Genomic DNA, 21,005 nt, shown 5'->3' with positions numbered 1-21,005 from the left:
ATCGTCACCACACCGCCCCGGCGACCGCCGGAGCGGCACTATCAAGCCTCCACTGAACCCGTCACGGGACAGTCGGTGGGGCATCACTTGGAACTGGTGCTGCGCGGTCACGGGGTGGCCGATGCGCCGGTCGTGGCCGCTGAGGCGGTGGTCGAGTTCGGGCTACAGGACCGGGTGGACGCCTCGCCGTTCGCTCTGTCCTCAGGCCAGCGTCGGCGGGCGCTGCTGGCCGCGGCCCTGATCCGCCCGTTCGAGCTGCTGGTGCTCGATGAGCCCGAACAGCGCCTGGACACTCTGATGCGTGCCCGTTTGGCCGACCGTCTGGTCACCGCCCGGCAGGCAGGGGCGGGGTTGCTCATCGCCACCCACGACGCGCCGCTGGCGGACACGGTGGGCACCACCGTGCTGAGCCTCGACTCCGACGGTGCCCTGCCACCGATTACGGCTGAGCCGCAGCGGGAGGGCCAGTCGTGACGGGCGGTGCCGGCCTGAAGCCTGCCGAGCCCGCCGAGATCGTAGTGTTCCTGCGAGCAGCCCAGGCCCAGGGCCGGGCTCGAGGTGCGGATCGGTTCGTCGACGTCTACACCGGGCTCTTCGTCACGGTGGTGCTGGTGGCCTGGGCGGTCGCCGGAGTCCTGGGTCTCGGTGCCTCGTTGGGGGATCTGATGGCGGCCGGTTCCCCCGGCGGGGTACTGCACCGCCCGGCGGCCGCTTGGGTGGGGGCCGGGGCGCCGGTGCTCGGAGGCGCGGTGTTGCTCGGGGTGGCCTGGGTCGGTGCCTGGTGGAACGCACCACCAACTACACGATGCTTGTTCACCTGCCCGAGGGTTACAAACCCGAACAGGTCCGTGACGGGCTGGCCGCGAAGATCAAGACACTGCCGGAGGCGCTGCGACGGTCGCTGACCTGGGATCAAGGCACGGAAATGCGCGACTGGAAGCAGGTGCGGGTGGACGCCGGGATCGAGATCTTCTTCTGCGACCCACACTCGCCCTGGCAACGCGGTATCAACGAGAACACCAACGGCCTTTTGCGCCAATACTTCCCGAAAGGCGCCGACCTCTCAGCGTTCACTGCCGCAGAGCTCGACGCGGTCGCCGAGGAGCTCAACGACCGTCCCCGCAAACGCCTAGAGTTCCAGAAACCGATCGAAGTGATCGGCGACCTGCTGTTGCAATGACCACCAGAATCCGCCGTTCCTCGTCCGCGCCAGCAGTGTCTGCGGCATCAATTCACCTGCGGCCCGGCGGTGCGACGCCGCAGCGCGAGCGGCAGAGTCAGCAGTGAGATCGCACCCGTGATCAACAACGCGGTGCTGAACGAGGTCCCTGCGGCGATCATGCCCACCAGGACCGACCCGAGACCGGTCCCGATGTCGAAGCCGATGTTCCACACCGCACTGGCCGTACCGTAGTGCGGCCGGCTGACGGCGTGGAAGGTCACGACCAGGGTGAGGTTCTGCAGGCCGCCGTAGCTGATGCCCACCATCGCTGCTCCGATCATCAACATCGGGGCCTCGGTGGCCCGGGGATCGCGGACCGCCCAGGCGATGGTCATCATGCCGGCCGTGGTCAGCAGCACCAGCGGCGCGATGAACCGGCGTGGGCCGTACCTGTCGGACAGTGCGCCGATCCGCCAACGAGTGAGTGCGGCGGCGAGGTTCATCAGCAGCAGCGCCAGGGCGGTCAGCGCGGCACTGCTGCTCATCTGGGCCATGAAGGTGATCAGCGCGCCGCCGGCCAGGGTGACGCCGGTCAGCAGCGCCATCGGAGGGAGGAGGCGCAGGTAGGGCGCCCGCTCATCCTCCTCGTCCCCCTCCGGGACGCCGTCCAGCATCCGGGCCAGACCGATCGCGGGCACGACGGCGACAACGGGCAGGGCTGCCAGGGTGAACACGACCCAGAATCCGAGCTGTTCGGCGATCCAGGGTCCCGCCGACAGGAACAGGATCTGCGGTCCCGCGATCGCCAGGCCGTAGGCACCGATCGCCTTCCCGCGACGCTGTGGCTCCACCAGCTCGGCCACCAGTGCACTGCCGGTCACAGTCAGTACGCCGAATCCGAGCCCGCGCACCGCGGAGAGCACCAGGGTCGGCCCCAGGGCGTCACTGACGCCGTGGGCCAGGGCGGGCAGTCCCAGCAGGAGCATGCCCGCCACGAGGACCGGCGCCCAGCCGAAGCGGCGCAGGGCCCTGGGGACGAACAGCTGGGTGAGTACGGTGAAGAGCATGAGCACGCCGTTGACCAGCCCCGCGCCGGCGGTGTCAGCGCCGCCGTGCACCGCCCACAGTGGCGCGACGGCCAGCAGCGCGGCATATCCCGAGAAGCCCAGGGCGGTCATCGTCAGCATCAGCGGCATCCCCGGCGCCCGCCAGACCGAGTTGTTCACCATCGATCGTGGCCCGTGACGACGGCCCCGTCATCGTGGCGCGCCTCAGCGGGGGCTGTGCGGCGTAGCGGCCCTACGGGTGACTGCTGGTCGCGGACAATGATGATCGACATGATGACGCCAGCCTATGTCCGGCATCCTTCGATCCCTCGACCTGGGGGATCGCGACAGGGCCGGTCGCCAGCACGGGCGCCGGGCCCCAGCGATGCGGCCGGTGAGGCGCTGCTCCAGGAAGCCGAGGCCGCCACCGCCCGTGCCCTGGCCGACCGGCCGGTGGACCAGCTTCCGCACGTGGCCGCGTGGCGGGAGGCCTACCGGGCGTTCGGGGCGAAACCGCAGCGCACGCGCAACAGCCTGGAGGCCCTGACGCGCCGAGCGGCCTCCGGGCTGCCGCGGGTGAACCGGCTGACCGATCTCTACAACGCGGTCTCGGTCCTGCACCAGATCCCACTCGGCGGGGAGGACCTGGCCGGCTACCACGGAGCGCCGCGACTGGTACGCGCCACCGGCCAAGAGCCCTTCGACACGGTGGCCGGCGGTGAACCGGTGATCGAGCACCCCGAACCCGGCGAGCTGGTGTGGTGCGACCAGTCCGGGGTGACCTGCCGCCGCTGGAACTGGCGCCAGGGCCGGCGCACCGCACTGACAGCGGAGACCACCACGGCCCTGTTCATCCTCGACGCGCTGGCGCCCATGACGGACGAGGCCCTGCACGCCGCCGAGGACCTCGCCACCCGCCTGGCCGATCTCGGCCCCGACGTGCGGAGCGCCCGCCGCCTGTTCACTGCCGGCGACCAGCACACCCCAGGGGACCCGTCATGACCCTTCGTCGCCCTTCCCCCACGGCGGTGCCGCCGCGATCCACCATCCGTTCCACCGAAGGAGACAGCACCATGTTCACCGGTTTGAGCGCCTTCCCCCTCACCCCCCTGGCCGACGATGCGGTGGACGAGTCCGCTTACGTGGGCCTGATCCGACGGCTGGCGGCGGCGCAGGTGGACTCCATCACCGCCCTGGGCTCCACCGGCTCCTACGCCTACCTCAGCACCGAGGAACGACGCCGTGTCGCCCACCTGGCCGTCGAGCACGCCGGGGACGTCCCGGTGTTCGTCGGCATCGGTGCCCTGCGCACCTCCCACGTCCTCACCCACCTCGAGCACGCCCAGCAGGCCGGAGCCGCCGCGGTGCTGCTGGCTCCGATGAGCTATCAGCCGCTGACCGACGACGACGTGGTCGGGCTCTTCGACACCGTCACCGCGCACTCCTCGGTGCCGGTGATCGTCTACGACAACCCGGGCACCACCCACGTCACCTTCACCACCGAGCTCTACGGCCGCATCGGGCAGCTGCCCGGTATCGCCTCCCTCAAGATCCCCGGCGTGCCCGCCGACCCCCAGCAGGCCCGGGCGCGGGTGCGCGAGATCCGCGCGGTGCTCCCGGCCCACGTGAGCATCGGCATCTCCGGGGACGCCACGGCCGCCGCCGGACTGACCGCCGGCTGCGACGCCTGGTACTCGGTCCTCGCCGGCACCCTGCCGGCCCCGGCCCTGCGCATCGCCCGGGCCGCCCTGGACGGACGGGCCGAGGAGGCCGCGGCAGCCTCCGACCGGCTGGCACCGCTGTGGGAGCTGTTCGCCGAGTTCGGGAGCCTGCGGGTCGTGGCCGCGTGCGCCGAGCAGCTGGGCCTGGCTCCCAGGGCCTGTCTTCCGCTGCCCCTGCAGGGCCTCGACGAGGGGCAGCGCGATCGGGTGGCCCGGGTGGTCGGCGACCTCGGACTCGACCATCACCGCTGACATCAGGAGCTCCGCAGGGCGGATCGCCGGGGCGCAGCACTGGCGCGACATGTCTTCGCCGCGACCCCGGTGCGCAGCACCGACGGGGGAGCGGCGGACGCCATCGTGCTCGTGGCCCGGGGCGGCGGACTGTCCGGATGGGTGGCGGGACTGTGGGCCTCGGTCACCGCTTCCCACCTGCTCGGACCGTTCATCGCCCGGCGCCTGGACACCGCCCGCGACGGGCGCAAGGTCCTCGCCATCCCGGCCCGGACACTGCGCCTGGTCCTCAGGTGCGGCCCGCTGCGCGGGGCGGCGGACCGCCTCAGGAGCGCCCTCGCCGTCCTCGCTGCCGCCGCCGTTGCCAGCATCGTCGATCGATCCCGCCCGATCTGAATCAGGCCACAGCCCACGCCGCCCCCCGCTTCCCATAGGGCCCGCTGCCGGTCACTGCCCACGAGAACGACGTCACCGTTGAGGTTTCGTTCCGGTATGGGCCCAGGCGTTGGCGTGGCTATGTCTTGGCCGGGGGTGCTTGATCGGCAGTAGCGGCTGGGTCGGGGCGGCCGAGGGTTTCGACCGCGGTCATGAAGGCCTCCCACTGGTCGTTCAGTTCGTGGAGCTGTTCGAGTCCTGCGGTGGTCAGTGCGTAGACCTTCCGCGCGGGGCCCGGTCCGCTCTGCTCCCACCGTGCGGTGATCGCACCATCGTCTTCGAGCCGTCCGAGGGCGGGATAGAGCTGAGCTCCCTTGATGGGTTGAAGTCCTGCCGAGACGAGCGCCTGGGAGATCCCGTACCCGTGCCGCGGTGCCACCGCGAGCACACGGAGGAGGAGCATCGGCAGGGATGCGCGCTGCCACGCGGGGAGGGTCATTGCCTCGCCCTCCAGGGTCGGTCGCCCCAAGCGGTGCCCAGCACCACGGCCGCGGACAGCACGAACGCCAGCGCGACCGGGATCGTCAGCGCCCCCCAGCTGTGGGCGGTGACGATGAGGGCGGCGATGACCAGGGGTGTGAGCGTGCCGGCGAGTGTGAGGACCCACCAGCGCCGTGTCCGAGCGATCCGATGGGTCGCGGCCAGATCGCGCGCCAGCACCAGCGGGTGCCCGAACTCGGCGTAGGCCGAGGTGCCGGACAGCTCCAGGGCCTGCTCGATCTCGGTGACGTGGTCCCGAACGGATCTGGAGGGCACCAGGCGGGTGCGCAGCCCGCTGGTGAAGCGACGCAGCCACTGCTCGTCGTTCCATTCCTGGCGAAGCACCTGTTGCGGCATCCGCTGGGAGACCGCCAGCAGGACCACCCCGGGGGTGAGCATCGCCGAGGCCAGCAGTACCACGGGGACATCGCGTGCCGCGTAGTGCCCGGATCCCAGGTTTGCCGCGAAGGCGATTCCCGCGACGACGACCGCGCCGAGGACGACAGAGACGCTGATCGTCACCCCCGCTCGGCCGGCAACGAATAGAGCTCGAAGCACCACCCACCCGAGGAAGGCCAGGAGCACACTGGCGGCGACGAGCACATGGGTGATGTCGACGTCGATGGACCACCCGTGGCGCAGGACCATGAGCAGCGCCGCGACAGCGCTGATGCCCGTCAGCCTGCCGCCGATCTCCTGCAGTACCGGCCGCAGCCCTGCGCCGAGGGAAGTTCGTACCTCTTCCTCGACTGTCGCAAGTTCAGCGGCATCTTCCGTGGCCAGTGCCGTGGGATCACCGAAGAGCTCGGCAGCAGAGACCTGGGCCACCCGGACCGCGTCGAGCAGCTCGTGCTCACGTTCCTGGAGCGAGGACTCCGGGACGTGCTTGCCCGTCATCACCGTTCGGTAGCGCGAAGCCCATCCCCGGTCCTGCGCCGACCACTGATCCGCATCCATGCTGGCCACCTTGTATCTAGGTCAAAAACGTATCTACATACAAGCACGAGGCGGCGGTGTTGGCAACGTCCTGCCGGTCGGGTGTGGCGGATGGGTCTGTGGCAGGGCGTGCGCCCGATCTCCACCGACTCCCAGTTCCGCAGCGCCCTACAGTTGATCTAGAGGCGGGGAGCCGGCCACCCAGGTCGCCCGCCATCTGGACATCTCTGGAGCGGCCTTGTACCCCCGGATACTGGGATCGGCCATCTGGATGCCGCTGCGGACGCACGGCACTCCTGCGGGACCATGCCCTCCTGAGGGCCACGCACCGATTCCATCGAATACTCCACCCTCGGTGGAGCAGAGGAGGGACAACTCTTGGTGAAGGCTCCGGTTCGCGAGAAGCGGAAGCGCATCCTGGCGACGATCGCCTGGGCGTCTTTCCCGGTCTCCACCGCGCTGACGCTGATGCTCCTCGATTGGCAGGGCACGGGAGTGGCCAAGCCGCTGTGGACGTTCGCGCTGCCCCCGGTCAGTGGACTGGTGGGTGGCATTGCCGGATTCCGCGCGCAGAAGGAGATTCTGGGGGCTGTGGCTGTCGCCTTCGGTCTGCTCTGCGTTCCGGTGGCGATCTTCGTCGTCGGACTGGTCTACGGGCCCTGACCATGAGCACGATGGCGATCCGCAGCTCGGGTTCCCGACGGGTGCTGCACGGCAGTCGCCGTTGAGGGTCCGTCCTTCGGAACATGAAGACGCGTCGGCAGGACCGGATTGCCGCGGCTCGGTACGATGCACCACATGTCCATCAAGTTCGAGAACGTCGGTATCGCCGTCCGTGACCTCGACGCGGCGATCGCCTTCTTCACCGACCTCGGACTGACCGTCCTGGGCCGGGACACGGTCAGCGGGGAGTGGGCGGACACCGCCGTCGGCCTCGACGGCAACCACGTCAACATCGCCATGCTCCAGACCCCGGACGGCAACGGTCGCCTCGAGCTCTTCGAGTACATCCACCCGGAGGCGATCGAGACACAGCCCACCCGGCCTCACGAGATCGGCATGCACCGCGTCGCCTTTTCCGTCGACGACATCGACGACGCCCTCGAGATCGCCGCGAGGCACGGCTGTCACCCGCTGCGCGGGGTAGGGACCTACGGGGACGCCTACAAGCTCGCCTATGTCCGCGGCCCCAGCGGCATCATCGTGATGCTCGCCGAAGAACTGCACAGCCGCTGACGACGGGTCAATCCGGACGTTGCCAGGGGTTCTCGGCCTGCTGCTCCCAGCCGGCCTCCTCGAGGGTGCCGATCGAGGGGTCCTCGATGCCGGGCACCTGCGCGAACCGTCCTGACATGCGCCTATTCTCCGGGTGCGGCCGGGCCCGGTCGCCCGGCCCGATGTGCTCGTGCGTCCGGGTCGTCCAGGGGCTGCGCACCGCCGGCCGTGCCGTGCATCCGGATCAGACCCGTGGCGCCGTCGATGGTGACCACCTGCCCCTCGGTCAGCAGGGTGGTGGCGTCGGGCACGCAGATGACGGCCGGGATGCCGTACTCGCGGGCCACAGTCGGGCCGTGGGCGATCGTGGAGCCGGTCTCCGTGATGAGTCCGCCGAGGGTCAGGAACAGCGGGGTCCAGCCCGGGTCGGTGGTCGGGGCGACGAGGATGTCACCGGGCTGCAGCCTCGCCTCCGACGGGTGGTGGACGATCCGCACCGGCCCGGTCACGATCCCGGTGGCCGCCGGCTGGCCGACCAGCACGTCCGGCCCGTGCTCAGGCGCGGTGTCGTCGGGCAGGGCCTGGGGGTTCGTGCCGTCGGACAGCAGCAGGCCGGGGACCTGCCGCCGTCGGGCCTCGCGGTGGTGCTCCCTGCGCCGACCGGTCACCACCGCGCGCAGGTCCGCGCCGTGCGAGGCGTCGAGGGCCTCGTCCAGGGTCAGGAACATGATGTCCTCCGGCTGCTCCAGCAGGCCGCGCCCGGTGAGCTCGGCCCCCGCGGCGAGCAGCTGCCGGCGCACCTCGGCCAGCGGGGTCAGCCAGAGGAACTTCGGCAGCTCGCGCAGGCCGGCCAGCTCCCGGCTGCGGCGCAGCATGGACCCGGCAAGGCGGGCCCGCAGCGGCCGGGTGCGCCTGGCGCGTGCGACGAGGTCAGCCAGGGCGGCCTCGGCCTCGACGGCGGCGCGGGCGAACCGGGCCGGCGGGGCCTGGTCCGGGTCGGTCACCTGCAGGTACCCGGCCAGGGCGGCGAACACGGGAGTGGGGTCGTCGGCCCACCGGGGGGAGCCGACGTCGATCTCGGCGCTGCCGCGGATCCCGTACTCCGCCAGGAAGGCCGACAGGCCGAACTCGGGCAGCTCGCCGCGCGAGAAGCGCGCGGCGAGCTCGTCCGGGGCAGCGCCGACCAGCAGATCGCGGTGCGGGCGGGCGGCCTCGGCCACGGACCAGAGCTTCAGGTCCATCTGGGTGGTGACGTTGTGGGGCATCCCGCGCAGGGTCGCGTTCAGCTCGCCGGGCTGCAGGATGCCGTCCAGCAGCCAGCCGGCCACCCCCTGGGCGATGAGCGCCGCCCACAGGGGCGGCAGGGAGCGCATCATCGGTCCGGTCATCGTCGCGTCCTGCAGCCCGGCGGCGGAACGGACCCTTTCCGCCGTGTCCGCCGGTTCGGTCCGGGGCTGCCGGCGGACCTGTTCGAGTTCGTGGAACGCGCGCTCGCGGGCGGCGGCGGGCCGGGCCAGGGCCCGCAGCGCGCCGAGCAGCGAGGCGGGGACGGTGGCCAGGAGCAGCCGCGCGGTCGCACCGGCGGAGAACACGCGCTGACCGGGACGGGCGGGACGGGGCGCGTAGCGGGGGTCGTCCAGGACGCGCCGCACGCCCCGCGCCACGGCCGGACCGTAGACCTGCACCATCTCGGGGACGCGGGAGTGCAGGCGCGGGCTGCGGACGAGGCCGGTGAGGTCCATGAACAGCCGGCCGCCGATCTCGACGAGGAACGGATCGACCACGGCGTCGTCGACGCCGATGATCTGCAGCCAGCGGCGGGTCGTCTCCCGCAGCACGGACACGCCCATGGGGGTGACCGGGCGCCGCAGGCCCTGCATGTGGCCGACCTCCATGTAGACCCGCGGGTCGCCCTGCACCGGGTCGGTCCCGGCCGGGAGCGGGAAGAGCGTGGTGATGGGCCGGGACTGCAGCAGCCAGAGCGTGCCCTCGGCGTCGTAGGCGAACTCGATGTCCTGCGGGCTGCCGAGGGCGCGCTGCACCCGCTGCCCGGTCGCCTGGAGCTCGCGGAGCTGGTCGGGGGAGAGGCAGCCGTGCTCCTGTGTCCGGGGGAGCGGACCCTGGCCGGGCAGGACGTAGTGGTCGGTGTCCATGGTGCCGTCCACCACGCCGGTGCCCAGCCCCGGGACCGCGTCGATGACGGTCTCCGTGCGGGTGCCGGTCAGCGGGTTGGCCGTGAACATCACCCCGGCGGCCGCCGGGGCGATCATGCGCTGCACGACGACGGCCATCGCGAGGTCGCCGGTCTCCAGCCCCTGACCGGCCCGGTAGGCGACGGCGCGCTCGCCGTGCACGGAGTCCCAGCACTGCCGGATGGCCTCGAGCAGTGCGTCCCCGCCCTCGACGTCGAGGACGGTGTCCTGCTGGCCCGCCAAGCTGGCGTCCGGCAGGTCCTCGGCCGTGGCGCTGGAGCGGACGGCGACGGGACCACCGCCGAGGTGCTCGTAGGCCGTCAGCACCGCCCGCTCGGGGACGGCGCCCGAGCGGTAGGCCTCGGTGGTCAGGCAGAACCCGTCCGGCACGCGCTCGCCCGCGGACAGGAGGGCTCCGAGACCGACGGCCTTGCCCCCGACGAGCGCGGTGGTCGCCGAGGTGATGTGGGCCAGGTCGATCACGTCCATGGATGCCTCTCTGGTGCCCCGGGGCCGACGGGAGGTGCGGAACGGGCAGCGCCATGGGGCGTCCGGTGGCCCGTTCACAGCCGATGATCCGGTCGGCCGGTCGGCAGGTCAACCTCCCCGTGCCGTGAGGAACCAGCGTGACGGCGCGGCGGTGCCGGTGGTCGACACGGACCGGTTCGGCCGACGTGGCCCGTGCCTCCACCCCGGTCGTTCCGGCCGGCCGCGCGGGGGAGTCCGCTCAGATCCAGGTGGTGAGCACGGGGACGGTGGTCATCAGGCCCAGCGCCACGAAGACCGCCCCGGAGGTGAGCTCGATCCTGCGGGCCACGGTGGGACGGTTGAGCCAGGTGCCGGCGGTGTGGGCGGCCAGGGCCACGAGGAGCAGGTAGACCCCGATGGTGGCCGCCACCGTCCCGCCCATCACCACCACGACGAACAGCGCCCCGGCCCCGGGCGGGGTGAACTGGGGCAGCAGGGCCAGGAAGAACAGCCCGGTCTTCGGGTTGGTGAGGCAGCACACCAGCCCTGCGGCGAACGCCGATCGCGCCCTCGGCTCGGAGGGCTCCCGGCGGTCCGGGGCGGCGGTGACGGTCGACCCCGCGGTCCGTGCCAGGCCGACGGTCATCGGCACGGCGGCGGCCGGGGCGGGAGCGTGGGCGGTGATCGCCCGGTAGCCCAGGTAGAACAGGTAGGCGCCCCCGAGGATCCGCAGAGCCTGGAAGGCGGCCGGGGAGCTGTCCAGGAAGGCGGCCACGCCCACCGCGACCAGCCCCGCCCAGGCGAAGACCCCCACCGCGGACCCGGCGGCGGCCAGCATCCCGGCCCGGCGCTGCCGCAGGGCGCAGCCCAGGGTCAGGACGGTGTCGGGTCCCGGGGTGAGGGCCAGGACCACGGCCACACCCAGCAGGGCCAGATAGCTCGAGGTGTCCACGGCAGCTCCTTGTCGGTCAGTGGTCCGCAGACCTCTACCGTGCCACCGCGTCACCCTTCAGCACCAGCAATGATTTCCGTGGCATTGGCAGGTGAAAGCGTACGATCGGGGCATGCTCGATCCGCACCGGCTCACCATCCTGCGCGCGGTCATCGCCGCCGGCTCGATCCACGCCGCCGCCCGGAACCTCCACCTGGCCCCGGCCACCGTCAGCCAGCACCTCCGCGCCCTGGCCCGGCAGACCGGGCTGGTGCTGTTCGAGAAGAGCGGCCGGGGCATCGAGGCCACCCCGGCCGCCCGGCACCTGTGCGAGGCCAGCGCGGAGACCCTCAGCAGCCTGGAACGCCTCGAGCGCACCGTGGAGGATCTGCGGCAGGGCCGGGCCGAGCAGATCGCCGTCGCCTGCTTCGCGTCCCTGGCCCAGGCCTGGATGCCCGGGGTGGTGCTCGCCCTGCGCGCTCGGTCCCCGGACGTGGTGGTGGAAATCAGCATCAACGAGCTGCACTCCACCGGAGGCCGCCGGGCCCCCGACGTCGACGTGCGCAACGAGTCCCTCGACGGGCCCCTCGTCCACCTGGAGGGATACCAGCGCCATGCCCTGCACGAGGAGGACTTCTGCGTGGTGCTGCCGGTCGACCACCCGCTGGCCGCACGCCCCGCGGTGACGATGGCCCAGCTGCGCGACGAGCCCTGGATCGACCACGACATCCACGACGGCCCCACCGGGCGCATCATCACCCGCGCCTGTCACGCCGCCGGCTACACCCCGCACTACGTCGCCCGTCTCGACGACCACCATGCGGCCACCAGCCTCGCCGCGGCCGGGCTGGGCATCACGGTGCTGCCCCGGATCGCGCTCGCCGGGCTGCCGGCGGCTCTCACCTCGAGGCCGCTGGTCGACCCGGCCGTGCACCGGCGCATCGTCGCCCACACCCGCACCCACCCCACCCGGGCGCGGCTGATCCACACGGCCCTGACGGCGCTGCGCGAAGCCGCTCGACGGAGCCGCCCGGCACCACCGGACGAGCACTGACTCCGCGACCGCTCGGACGGACCCCGTGCTCGCATCGCGCCCCCGACGCCGGACGCGGACGGCAGGACGCCCGCTCAGGGCTGTGCTCCGGTGCGCGTGTGGCGCAGCACCGGGCGCTTGGCCCGGGGGAGTCCTTCGACGACGAGCTCGTAGGCGTTCAGCACCAGCTCCTCGACGAGGTCCGGGGTGATCCCCGGGCCGGCGGCGAGGGAGATCCAGTGCTGCTTGTTCATGTGGTAGCCGGGGGTGATCGTGGGGAACTCCTGGCGCAGCGCCATCGCGTGCGGGGGCTCGCACTTGAGCGTCACGATCGGCTTCCCGGGTGCTTCCGTGGTCATCAGGAAGATCTTGCCCACGACCTTGAACACCTCGTGGTCCGGGCCGAAGGGGCAGGTGTGCGTCACGGCCGGCAGTCCGGCGGCCGCCTCCATGGCGATCTGCTGAAGTCTCGTCCCGTCCACGCCGCTGCTATCCGCGGGACCGGGGGTGGCGGACCTCGTAGCCGACCTGGACCATGCCGTTGTCGAAGCGGCGCTCCCGGAGGAGGCGCAGCTCCAGGGACAGCCCGTCGGGGAAGACCGGGGTGCCGCCGCCCACCGCGACCGGGCACAGCAGGAGCTCGACCACGTCGACCAGCCCCAGCCGCAGGGCGCTGCCGGCCAGGGTCGGGCCCTCGATCGTGAGGTCGCCGGACGCCTCGGACCTCGCGCGCTCGAGAGCCGCGGCGGTGAACTCCCGCTCGAGCCGGGTGCGCTCGGTCCAGGTCCGGCCGAGGGAGGAGGAGAAGACGATCTTCTCGGCGCGCTTCCAGGTCTCCGCGAAGCGCGCCGACTCCGGGGACCACGTCGCCGCGGACGGGTCGGTCTCCCAGACGGCCATGGTCTCGTACATGCGCCGCCCGTAGAGATAGGTGCTGACCGGTGCCAGGTCCGTGGTCAGGGCGGCGACGACGGCCTCGTCGGGCACGGCCCAGGAGAAGCTGCCCTGCTCGTCCGAGTTGTAGCCGTCCAGCGAGGAGGCGACGGAGTAGATCACTTTCCCCATGCCCCCACTCAACCCGCCGGAGCTGCCCGGGCACAAGAGGGGCAGCGGATCCGAGGTCCGTCGTGCGTCCAGCGGCGGGTCGTCAGCCGTGCCCGTCCCGGTCCTCGCCGCGGCGGGACGCCTCCGCCCGCGCGGCAGCACGCACGTGCGGGTCGGCGGCGTTGTCGGCCGCGTGGCGACGGTCGGCGGCGCTCAGGTGGTCGCTGCCGAGCGCGGCAGCCGCCACGTCGACGTCGCTGTGGTGCAGGGCGATGTCGAGCAGCTCCGCCGTGTCCGTCAGCTCCTCGACGCCGTCGGCGGTCCAGGCCTGGACCCGGCGTCGGTGGTCGGCCTCCTTCTGCGCCAGCTGCCGCATCAGCTCACCCGTGTTGATGACAGAGGTGATGGGCTGGGAGTCGTCGTGCTTCGTCACCGTGTCCTCCTGGGGGTCCGTCCGTGGTCGTTCCATTCATAGCCCACGACGCCGTCCCCTGTGGGGAACCGGCCGTCCCCGGAGGCGGAAAGCAGCCCCGCGGGCCCGGGTCCGCCGCGTCGCGGAGCCCTGGGCTGCGGCTTCTGCGAGACCGGCCGCTCCCGCGTGTCGCGCCCCGGCCCGGCGATCTCCCGCCGCCGCTTCACGGTCGCCTTCTGATCGTCGGACCCCGAACTGGGCTCCTCCGCCCGCACCGGGTGGAGGGGTCCTCGGCGTGGGGGCACGGAGCGGGGGTCAGCGGATCTCGCGGAGGGAGCCGTCGGTGACGTCGTAGACGAAGCCCCGCACGCTGTCCCGGTGCGGGACGAAGGGGTTCTCGGTGATCCGCGCCATGGACCGGCGGACGTCGTCGTCGGGATCGGTGAAGGACTCCGGTGACCACGGCGGGCGCATCCCGGTGTCGGCCTCGATCTGTGCCGTGAAGGCGTCGTCGGTGAAGGTGAGCATGCCGCAGTCGGTGTGGTGGATGAGGATGATCTCCCGGGTGCCCAGCAGTCGCTGGCTGATGACCAGGGACCGGATCTCGTCGTCGGTGATCACCCCGCCCGCGTTGCGGATGACGTGGGCGTCGCCCTCGCTCAGCCCCAGCAGTCCGTAGGGGTTGAGCCGGGCGTCCATGCAGGCCACCACGGCCACCGGCAGGGCCGGGGGCATGGGCAGATCGCCCTTGGTGAAGGCGGCGGCGTAGGCCTCGGCGTGGTGCAGGAGGTCGTCGGTGGCGCTCATGGCGGGTCCTTTCCTCGACGGGTGCGGCGGACCGCGTCCCGGGGGCCGGCTTCGGTCCCCGGTGTCCCCGGGCGCTGCGGTCCGACCCGTCCGGAGCCGCCCGGTCCGCTCCTCACCCTAGGACCGGGCGTCGCCCGTGCACACCCCTCCCGTGGTCATCGTTCGCGACGCGGAGGCCGGTTCCGGGGCCCGGCGCTGCGACCGGCTCCTCACTCCGGACCGCCCCGCAGCACGTCCACGTGCACGTGGTCGAGGTGGCGCAGGATCTCGTTGCCGGGCTCGGGCGCGTCGTAGTCCCGCCACCGCCCCCGCGAGCTGTGCGCGCTCCAGAAGCGGTCGTCGAAGATGACGTACTGGACGTCCAGGTCCTCGGCGTGCGCGACCAGCCAGTGGGCCAGCAGCCACCCCTCGCGCCGGTTCTCCTCGGTCACGGGGCGGAAGAAGACGTCGACGGCGCGGCCGTCGTAGTGCGTCGACTCCTCGCCGTGCCCCTGGCCGACGCCGCCGGGGGCGAACCCGCCCAGACTCTGCTCTCCGAACACCTCGGTCATCGCTGCGCGCACCCGCTCGGCGCGCGGGGTCAGGCCGGTTGCGGTCAGCTGCTGCTGCGGCAGGTCGTCGGCCGCTGAGCCCCGGCAGCTCAGGCTCGCGCCGGCGTCCTCGGGCGGTCCGTCGGCCAGGCGCCGCAGCACCGCCGGGTCGAGGCCGGAGGTGTCCGGGGCCTCCACCCCGCGGGCGGCGAGCGCCACCGCGGTCGTGGCCCGCTTCGCCTCCTCGCGGTCGAGCCCGACCGCTCCGTCCGCGGTCTCGACGACGCACTCGGCACCCCAGGTCAGCCCGCCGTCTCCGGTGCGCAGGCCGCTGATCAGGCCGGGCCCGAGGAGCACCAGTGCTCCCGCCAGCATCCCGAGCACGAGAAGCAGTGCGAGGAGCGAGCGCAGGGGGCGGCTCCGGTCCCGGTCCCGGTGCGCGGTGCCGGCGGTTCTGGTGGTTCTGGCGGCGATGATGCACCTGCTTCCGCTCGGGGTGTGGGGATGCCGGCTCCAGCACAGCAGGCGGACCTGGCGAGAACCTGCACGAGACGTGCAGGAAACCGGCTCGTGGCCCCTTGACAGCCCGGTGTGATCCGTATCATGCTGGACCACATGAACCTGTCAGACAGCCGGACAGCCGGACAGCCGGTGGAGCGCTTCAGTGCGGCGGAGGCCGTCTTCAAGGACCTGCTCGCGCAGATCCGGGAGGGGCGCCTCGCCGTGGGGGAGAAGCTGCCCTCGGAGGCTGCGCTGGCCCAGGGGTACGGCGTGAGCCGGTCCGTGATCCGCGAGGCGCTGCGCTCCTGCGCGGCGCTGGGCCTGACCGTCAGCCGCACCGGCAAGGGGACGTTCGTCGTCTCCCAGCGGGTGGCCGAGGACCTGGCCCTGGGCGCGTACTCGGCCCGGGACCTGCACGAGGCCCGGCCGCACATCGAGGTCCCCGCGGCCGGTCTCGCCGCGCGCCGCCGCACCGAGGAGGACGTGCGCTTCCTGCAGGACGTCGTGGCGGCGATGGCGGCCGAGGACGACCCCCAGGCCTGGGTCGAGCTGGACACCAGCTTCCACGCCGCCGTCGCCCGGATCAGCCACAACCGGGTGTTCGAGAAGGTCATCGCCGACATCCGCGAGGCGCTCTTCCACCAGTCCGAGACCCTCAACGTGGTCGCGGCCCGCCAGAAGCGCTCGGACGAGGAGCACCTGCGCATCTTCCACGCGATCCGCGACGGCTCGGCCGACGAGGCGGAAGCCGCCATGCAGGACCACCTCGCGGCCGTGCGCGGCGCCCTCGGCGCCATCACCGGCGAGTAGCCCGCCGGCCGCGTCCCGGCCACTGTTCCGGCCTCCCGGCCTCCGCTCGAGCAGGCGCGGTCCTCGCCCTGCTCGTCCGTCGTCCTGCCCTCGACCCTGCCCTCCGTTCCGCGCGGGGCGCCCTCCGGCGCCTCCCTCCGGCGCGCGCCCCCGCTCGCACCGATCACCTCCAGCAAGGACCCAGCATGACCACCGCAGCCCTCGAGGCACCTCTGTCCACCGCCCGCCCGCAGCACGTGCCCGTCGCCGAACAGGTCCGCGACGGCGTTGTCGAGAGCGTCCACCACGGCTCGCTCGTGGCCACGGACGCCGCCGGGCGGATCCTGCTCGAGGCCGGAGACCCCCTGGCCCTCTTCTACCCCCGCTCCTCCCTCAAGCCGCTGCAGGCGGTGGCCATGCTCCGCGCCGGCCTCGAGCTGCCCGGGCCCCTGCTGGCCCTGGCCGCGGCCAGCCACTCCGGGGCGCCCCGGCACCGGGACGGCGCGCGCCGCATCCTCGCCGGCCACGGCGCGGACGAGACCCCCCTGGAGAACGTGCCCGACCTGCCGTATGGACCCGCCGAACGGGCCGCCGCCCTGCGCGCCGGCGAAGGGCCCACCCGCCTGGCCCAGAACTGCTCCGGCAAGCACGCCGCCATGGTCGCCACCTGCCGGGTCAACGGCTGGCCCGTGGCCGGCTACACCGGCCCCGGCCACCCGCTGCAGCTGCTGATCGCCCAGGTCGTGGCGGAGCTGACCGGCGAACCGCTGGGGCCCGGCAGCACCGACGGCTGCGGCACACCCCTGCACGCCGTCACCCTCCGGGGCATGGCCACCGCCTTCGCCCGGCTGGCCTCCGCCGCCCCGGGCACGCCCGAGGCCTGGGTCGCGTCCGCCATGACCGGGCACCCCGAGCAGGTGGCCGGCGAGGGCCGTGACGTCACGGAGCTCATGCGCAGGGTCCCCGGTCTGCTGGCCAAGGACGGCTTCGAGGGCCTTCAGCTCGTGGGCCTGCCGGACGGGCGCGGTCTGGCCGTGAAGATCGCCGACGGCGCCGACCGCGCCCGGATGCCGGTGACCGTGCAGGCCCTGCAGCGGCTCGGGGTGGACCCCGCAGCGCTCGCCGGCCTGGGCCGGGTCCCTGTGCTCGGCGGGGGCCGCACCGTGGGGTCGCTGCACGCCGTCGCCCTCGCCGCCGCCCGCTGTCCCTCCGCTCCGAGAGAGACCGCCCCTCGTCCCGCTGACCCACCGTCCCGCTGACCCACCGTCCCGCTGCCGTCCACCACCCCGTGACACCCGAGAGAACCGAGAGAACCATGACCGCTCCCGCCTTCCGCACCGAGCACGATCTGCTCGGCGACCGCCAGGTCCCCGCCGACGCCTACTGGGGCGTGCAGACCCTGCGCGCCGTGGAGAACTTCCCCATCACCGGCCTGCCCCTGGGCGGCCACGCCCACCTGGTGCGGGGCCTGGCGGCCGTGAAGCTCGCCGCCGCCCGCGCCAACCACGAGCTCGGGCTGCTCGACACCGCCCGGGCCGACGCCGTCGTGGCGGCCTGCCAGGAGATCCTGGACGGGCGCCTCCACGAGCAGTTCCGCGTGGACGTGATCCAGGGCGGCGCAGGCACCTCCTCCAACATGAACGCCAACGAGGTGATCGCCAACCGGGCCCTCGAGCTGCTGGGCGCCGGCAAGGGGGAGTACTCCCGGCTGCACCCCAACGACCACGTCAACCTGTCGCAGTCCACCAACGACGCCTACCCCACGGCCGTGAAGATCGCCACGATCACCGGCGTGCAGGAGCTGCTGGCGGCCCTGGAGGTGCTGGAGGACGCCTTCGCGGCGAAGGCCCGCGAGTTCCGCACCGTCGTGAAGATGGGCCGCACCCAGCTGCAGGACGCCGTGCCCATGACCCTGGGCCAGGAGTTCGGCACCTACGCCGTGATGATCCGGGAGGACCGCCAGCGCCTCGCCGAGGCGAGCCTGCTGGTCCACGAGATCAACCTCGGGGCGACGGCGATCGGCACCGGGCTCAACGCCCCGGACGGCTACGCCGCCGCGGCCTGCCGCCACCTGGCCGCCGTCACCGGCCTGCCGCTGGTCACCGCCGTCGACCTCGTGGAGGCCACCCAGGACGTCGGGTCCTTCGTGCACCTGTCCGGGGTGCTCAAGCGGGTGGCGGTGAAGCTGTCCAAGATCTGCAACGACCTGCGGCTGCTCTCCTCCGGGCCCCGGGCGGGGCTGGGCGAGATCACCCTGCCCGCCGTGCAGTCCGGCTCCTCGATCATGCCGGGCAAGATCAACCCGGTGATCCCGGAGGTCGTCAGCCAGGTCGCCTACGAGGTCATCGGCAACGACGTCACGATCACCATGGCCGCCGAGAGCGGACAGCTGCAGCTCAACGCCTTCGAGCCGATCATCGTCCACAGCCTGCACAAGAGCGTCGCCCACCTCCGGGCGGCCTGCACCACGCTCACGGAGCGCTGCGTGCGCGGCATCACCGCCAACGAGGAGCACCTGCGCGCGTCGGTGGAGCACTCCATCGGCCTGGTGACCGCGCTGAACCCTCACCTGGGCTATGCCACGGCCACCGCGATCGCCCAGGAGGCCCTGGTCACGGGCGCCGGCGTCGCGGAGCTGGTGCGCGAGCGCGGTCTGCTGACCGCCGAGGAGCTGGGCCGCATCCTGCGCCCGGAGCGCCTCGCCAACCTCACCGTCTGACCCGTCCACGAGCTCTTCCGCCACCACCCAGGAGACCGAGCCATGCCCCCTGTGTCCGTCCACCACCCGGACCGGCGCCACGCCACCCCGGCCCAGCCACCGACCGCCGCCCTCGACGTGCTCCACGCGGAGGACGAGGGCTACCACAAGGGGCTCAAGCCCCGGCAGATCCAGATGATCGCGATCGGCGGCGCCATCGGCACCGGCCTGTTCATGGGCGCCGGCGGGCGGCTGGCCAGCGCCGGGCCCGCCCTTGTGCTCGTCTACGCGGTCTGCGGCTTCTTCGCGTTCCTCATCCTGCGCGCCCTGGGCGAGCTCGTCGTGCGCCGCCCGTCCTCGGGCTCCTTCGTCTCCTACGCCCGGGAGTTCTACGGCGAGAAGGCGGCGTTCTTCACCGGCTGGCTGTACTGGCTCAACTGGGCCATGACCGCGATCGTGGACATCACCGCCGTGGCGCTGTACATGAAGTTCTTCGCCCGGTACTGGGCTCCCATCGGGGACGTCCCCCAGTGGCAGTACGCCCTGGCCGCCCTGCTGCTCGTCCTTGGGCTGAACCTCGTCTCGGTCAAGGTCTTCGGCGAGCTCGAGTTCTGGTTCGCCCTCATCAAGGTGGCCGCGCTCTCCGCCTTCCTGGTGGTCGGGATCTGGCTCGTGCTCTTCGGCACCCCGGCCGACGGCCAGGAGGTGGGCCTGTCCCTCATCGGCCAGAACGGCGGGCTCCTGCCCAACGGTCTGCTGCCGGCGGTCGTCGTGATCCAGGGCGTGGTCTTCGCCTACGCGTCCATCGAGCTGATCGGCACCGCGGCCGGTGAGACGGAGCACCCCGAGAAGGTCATGCCGCGCGCCGTGAACACGGTGATCGTGCGCATCGCGGTCTTCTACGTCGGGTCGCTGACCCTGCTGTCCCTGCTCCTGCCCTACACCGCCTACAAGGCCGGGGAGAGCCCGTTCGTGACGTTCTTCGGCTCCATCGGCGTGGCCGGCATGGACACCGTGATGAACCTCGTGGTGCTCACCGCGGCCCTGTCCTCGCTCAACGCCGGGCTCTACTCCACGGGCCGGATCCTCCGCTCGATGTCCCTGGCCGGATCGGCCCCCCGCTTCGCGGGACGGATGAACCGGGCCGGCGTCCCGTACGGCGGCATCGTGCTGACGGCGGCGGTGGCCGTGCTGGGCGTGGTGCTCAACGCCCTCGTGCCGGCCCAGGCCTTCGAGATCGTGCTGAACCTCGCCTCGGTCGGCATCATCAGCGCCTGGGCGATGATCATGCTCTGCCACCTCCGGCTCGTCTCCTGGTCCCGGCAGGGCAGGGCGGAGCGCCCCGGCTTCCGGCTCCCCGGCGCGCCCTTCACCGGCTGGCTGACCCTGGCGTTCCTCGTGACCGTCGTCGTGCTGATGGCCTTCGACTCCCCGATCGGGACCTGGACCGTCGCCTCCCTGCTGCTGCTCGTGCCGCTGCTGGTCCTCGGCTGGTACCGGTGCCGGGACCGGGTGCACGAGATCGCCGCGGCCCACGCCGCCGTCGCCCGGACCGCCCCGGCGGCCTCCGAGGAGACGGGGCCGCCCGTCCGGTAGGGCCCCGCCCCGGGGGCGCGGCATCCGCGCCCCCGGCTCACGGACGTCCGGCCCCCCGGCTCGCCTCCGCCCGGCCTGCGGCGATCTGGGCGGCCCAGCGCACCCGGAAGGGCCGCCGATCCGGGTCCGTCGTCCCCGGCGGCTCGACGGCCGGCTCCGCGGCCCCGGTGTCCGCCCCGGCGGTCTGCTGCCGGGGCCGAGGGGAGGCGTGGCGTCGGGCGGCCGCCACCGCCTCGGCGCGGCGCTGCTCGGCCTCCGCCGCGGCGCGCTGGTCCGGCGAGCGCATCGGGGTGCCGTCCTGGTGGGTCCAGGTGCGCAGGCGGGCGGCGAACCAGGCGCCTGGGTTCTCGATCCCGGTGACCGAGTCGTGGGTGTAGCGCACGCCCTGCGGGGTCCAGTCCAGGGCGTGCAGGACGTCGGCGACGGTCCACCCGGCCTCGAAGTGCGGCCCGGCCACGGCCACGGCGTAGGCGGTGGTGATCCGGCGCAGCACCAGCGCGTGGTGCTGCAGCTCCAGTCCGGCCCGCCGGAGCACCTGCTGCCGGTCACGCCGGGTCGGCGCCGTCGTCGTCGGCCGCACTGCCGCGTGGACCGGCCACAGCGGAGCTGTCCGCCGGGCCAGGGCGGCCTTGACCTCCCGCCGCTGCGCGTCGGCTCCGGCAGCGGGCCGGGGCGCGGCAGGGGCCCTCGAGGAAGGCTCCGCGCGCACGTGCGGGGAAGGGCCCGACCCCTCCGGGGGAACCGGGTCGACGTCGCGATCCACTGGCGTTGCCTCCTC

22 protein-coding genes and 1 pseudogene are annotated in these 21,005 nt (G+C 72.7%); 12 read left to right on the top strand and 11 right to left on the bottom strand.

What is annotated here, in order from left to right; genetic code table 11:
- The coding region (locus RF640_RS14165; RefSeq protein WP_368828190.1) for an AAA family ATPase at positions 1-474 on the top strand (474 nt) is incomplete at its 5' end.
- 304 nt (positions 475-778) lie between these two features.
- Positions 779-1,180 (top strand): annotated as a pseudogene (locus RF640_RS14160) (IS30 family transposase); the annotation flags it as partial.
- 47 nt (positions 1,181-1,227) lie between these two features.
- On the opposite strand, the gene RF640_RS14155 reads toward RF640_RS14160, so the two are convergent.
- Positions 1,228-2,349, bottom strand: coding sequence for an MFS transporter (locus RF640_RS14155; protein WP_237740411.1), 1,122 nt, complete (start codon positions 2,347-2,349; stop codon positions 1,228-1,230).
- A 183-nt stretch (positions 2,350-2,532) separates the two neighbouring features.
- Between RF640_RS14155 and RF640_RS14150 the strand changes: the two genes are divergently transcribed.
- From RF640_RS14150 to RF640_RS14140, 3 genes are all read left to right on the top strand, one after another.
- Positions 2,533-3,210 (top strand): B3/4 domain-containing protein, encoded by a 678-nt coding sequence (locus tag RF640_RS14150; protein WP_251355874.1) that lies wholly within the window; start codon positions 2,533-2,535, stop codon positions 3,208-3,210.
- A gap of 71 nt (positions 3,211-3,281) precedes the next feature.
- On the top strand, positions 3,282-4,181 hold the full coding sequence (locus RF640_RS14145; RefSeq protein WP_017832233.1) for a dihydrodipicolinate synthase family protein: 900 nt from the start codon (positions 3,282-3,284) through the stop codon (positions 4,179-4,181).
- 69 nt (positions 4,182-4,250) lie between these two features.
- Complete coding sequence (locus RF640_RS14140) at positions 4,251-4,556, top strand: hypothetical protein (RefSeq protein WP_017832234.1); 306 nt, start codon at positions 4,251-4,253, stop codon at positions 4,554-4,556.
- A gap of 118 nt (positions 4,557-4,674) precedes the next feature.
- On the opposite strand, the gene RF640_RS14135 is transcribed toward RF640_RS14140, so the two are convergent.
- Together RF640_RS14135 and RF640_RS14130 are read right to left on the bottom strand one after the other, a co-directional pair.
- Positions 4,675-5,034, bottom strand: coding sequence for a PadR family transcriptional regulator (locus tag RF640_RS14135; protein WP_035928611.1), 360 nt, complete (start codon positions 5,032-5,034; stop codon positions 4,675-4,677).
- The gene (locus tag RF640_RS14130; RefSeq protein WP_109269127.1) at positions 5,031-6,032 is read right to left on the bottom strand and encodes a hypothetical protein; all 1,002 of its coding nucleotides are present in this window, start codon (positions 6,030-6,032) and stop codon (positions 5,031-5,033) included. The genes RF640_RS14135 and RF640_RS14130 overlap by 4 nt, the downstream gene beginning before the upstream one ends.
- Before the next feature lie 360 nt (positions 6,033-6,392).
- On the opposite strand from RF640_RS14130, the gene RF640_RS14125 reads away from it, so the two are divergent.
- Positions 6,393-6,674, top strand: a complete 282-nt coding sequence (locus RF640_RS14125; RefSeq protein ID WP_035928606.1) for a hypothetical protein — start codon at positions 6,393-6,395, stop codon at positions 6,672-6,674.
- Positions 6,675-6,809: 135 nt separating this feature from the next.
- On the top strand, positions 6,810-7,247 hold the full coding sequence (locus RF640_RS14120) for a VOC family protein (protein WP_035928799.1): 438 nt from the start codon (positions 6,810-6,812) through the stop codon (positions 7,245-7,247).
- Positions 7,248-7,369: 122 nt separating this feature from the next.
- On the opposite strand, the gene RF640_RS14115 is transcribed toward RF640_RS14120, so the two are convergent.
- Both RF640_RS14115 and RF640_RS14110 read right to left on the bottom strand, forming a co-directional pair.
- Positions 7,370-9,907 carry a PEP/pyruvate-binding domain-containing protein gene (locus RF640_RS14115; protein WP_368828189.1) on the bottom strand — a complete coding sequence of 846 codons (2,538 nt, stop codon included), beginning with the start codon at positions 9,905-9,907 and terminating at the stop codon, positions 7,370-7,372.
- Positions 9,908-10,145: 238 nt separating this feature from the next.
- Positions 10,146-10,838: a LysE family translocator gene (locus RF640_RS14110; RefSeq protein WP_368828188.1), complete on the bottom strand. Its 693-nt coding sequence runs from the start codon at positions 10,836-10,838 to the stop codon at positions 10,146-10,148.
- Between the two features lie 112 nt (positions 10,839-10,950).
- Between RF640_RS14110 and RF640_RS14105 the strand changes: the two genes are divergently transcribed.
- On the top strand, positions 10,951-11,871 hold the full coding sequence (locus RF640_RS14105) for a LysR family transcriptional regulator (protein WP_035928597.1): 921 nt from the start codon (positions 10,951-10,953) through the stop codon (positions 11,869-11,871).
- A gap of 74 nt (positions 11,872-11,945) precedes the next feature.
- On the opposite strand, the gene RF640_RS14100 is transcribed toward RF640_RS14105, so the two are convergent.
- The 5 genes from RF640_RS14100 to RF640_RS14080 form a co-directional block, all read right to left on the bottom strand.
- Positions 11,946-12,332, bottom strand: coding sequence for an MmcQ/YjbR family DNA-binding protein (locus RF640_RS14100; protein WP_031282371.1), 387 nt, complete (start codon positions 12,330-12,332; stop codon positions 11,946-11,948).
- A gap of 7 nt (positions 12,333-12,339) precedes the next feature.
- Entirely contained in the window at positions 12,340-12,915 is a 576-nt protein-coding gene (locus RF640_RS14095; protein ID WP_035928595.1) for a dihydrofolate reductase family protein, read from the bottom strand.
- A gap of 82 nt (positions 12,916-12,997) precedes the next feature.
- Complete coding sequence (locus RF640_RS14090) at positions 12,998-13,327, bottom strand: hypothetical protein (protein ID WP_035928593.1); 330 nt, start codon at positions 13,325-13,327, stop codon at positions 12,998-13,000.
- Between the two features lie 294 nt (positions 13,328-13,621).
- Positions 13,622-14,113 carry a carbonic anhydrase gene (locus tag RF640_RS14085; protein ID WP_336649453.1) on the bottom strand — a complete coding sequence of 164 codons (492 nt, stop codon included), beginning with the start codon at positions 14,111-14,113 and terminating at the stop codon, positions 13,622-13,624.
- A 209-nt stretch (positions 14,114-14,322) separates the two neighbouring features.
- A complete protein-coding gene (locus RF640_RS14080; RefSeq protein ID WP_232035298.1) occupies positions 14,323-15,018 on the bottom strand; it encodes a hypothetical protein in 696 nt (231 codons plus the stop codon).
- Positions 15,019-15,258: 240 nt separating this feature from the next.
- Here RF640_RS14080 and RF640_RS14075 point away from each other — a divergent pair, with 240 nt between their 5' ends.
- The 4 genes from RF640_RS14075 to RF640_RS14060 all read left to right on the top strand — a co-directional run bounded on the left by RF640_RS14075 (position 15,259) and on the right by RF640_RS14060 (position 20,227).
- A complete protein-coding gene (locus tag RF640_RS14075; protein WP_109222697.1) occupies positions 15,259-15,954 on the top strand; it encodes a FadR/GntR family transcriptional regulator in 696 nt (231 codons plus the stop codon).
- 185 nt (positions 15,955-16,139) lie between these two features.
- Complete coding sequence (locus RF640_RS14070; protein ID WP_368828187.1) at positions 16,140-17,192, top strand: asparaginase; 1,053 nt, start codon at positions 16,140-16,142, stop codon at positions 17,190-17,192.
- A gap of 56 nt (positions 17,193-17,248) precedes the next feature.
- On the top strand, positions 17,249-18,652 hold the full coding sequence (locus RF640_RS14065) for an aspartate ammonia-lyase (RefSeq protein ID WP_017832251.1): 1,404 nt from the start codon (positions 17,249-17,251) through the stop codon (positions 18,650-18,652).
- Positions 18,653-18,694: 42 nt separating this feature from the next.
- Positions 18,695-20,227 carry an amino acid permease gene (locus tag RF640_RS14060; RefSeq protein ID WP_232035299.1) on the top strand — a complete coding sequence of 511 codons (1,533 nt, stop codon included), beginning with the start codon at positions 18,695-18,697 and terminating at the stop codon, positions 20,225-20,227.
- Positions 20,228-20,264: 37 nt separating this feature from the next.
- Here the strand turns inward: RF640_RS14060 and RF640_RS14055 are convergent, their stop codons facing one another.
- A complete protein-coding gene (locus RF640_RS14055) occupies positions 20,265-20,807 on the bottom strand; it encodes a hypothetical protein (protein ID WP_368828186.1) in 543 nt (180 codons plus the stop codon).
- Positions 20,808-21,005: the final 198 nt, after the last annotated feature.

The organism is Kocuria sp. CPCC 205231, assembly GCF_040980965.1.
Lineage (GTDB): Bacteria > Actinomycetota > Actinomycetes > Actinomycetales > Micrococcaceae > Kocuria > Kocuria rosea.
Note: the sequence above shows the minus strand (reverse complement) of the source record. Positions and strands in the feature narration are given on the sequence as shown.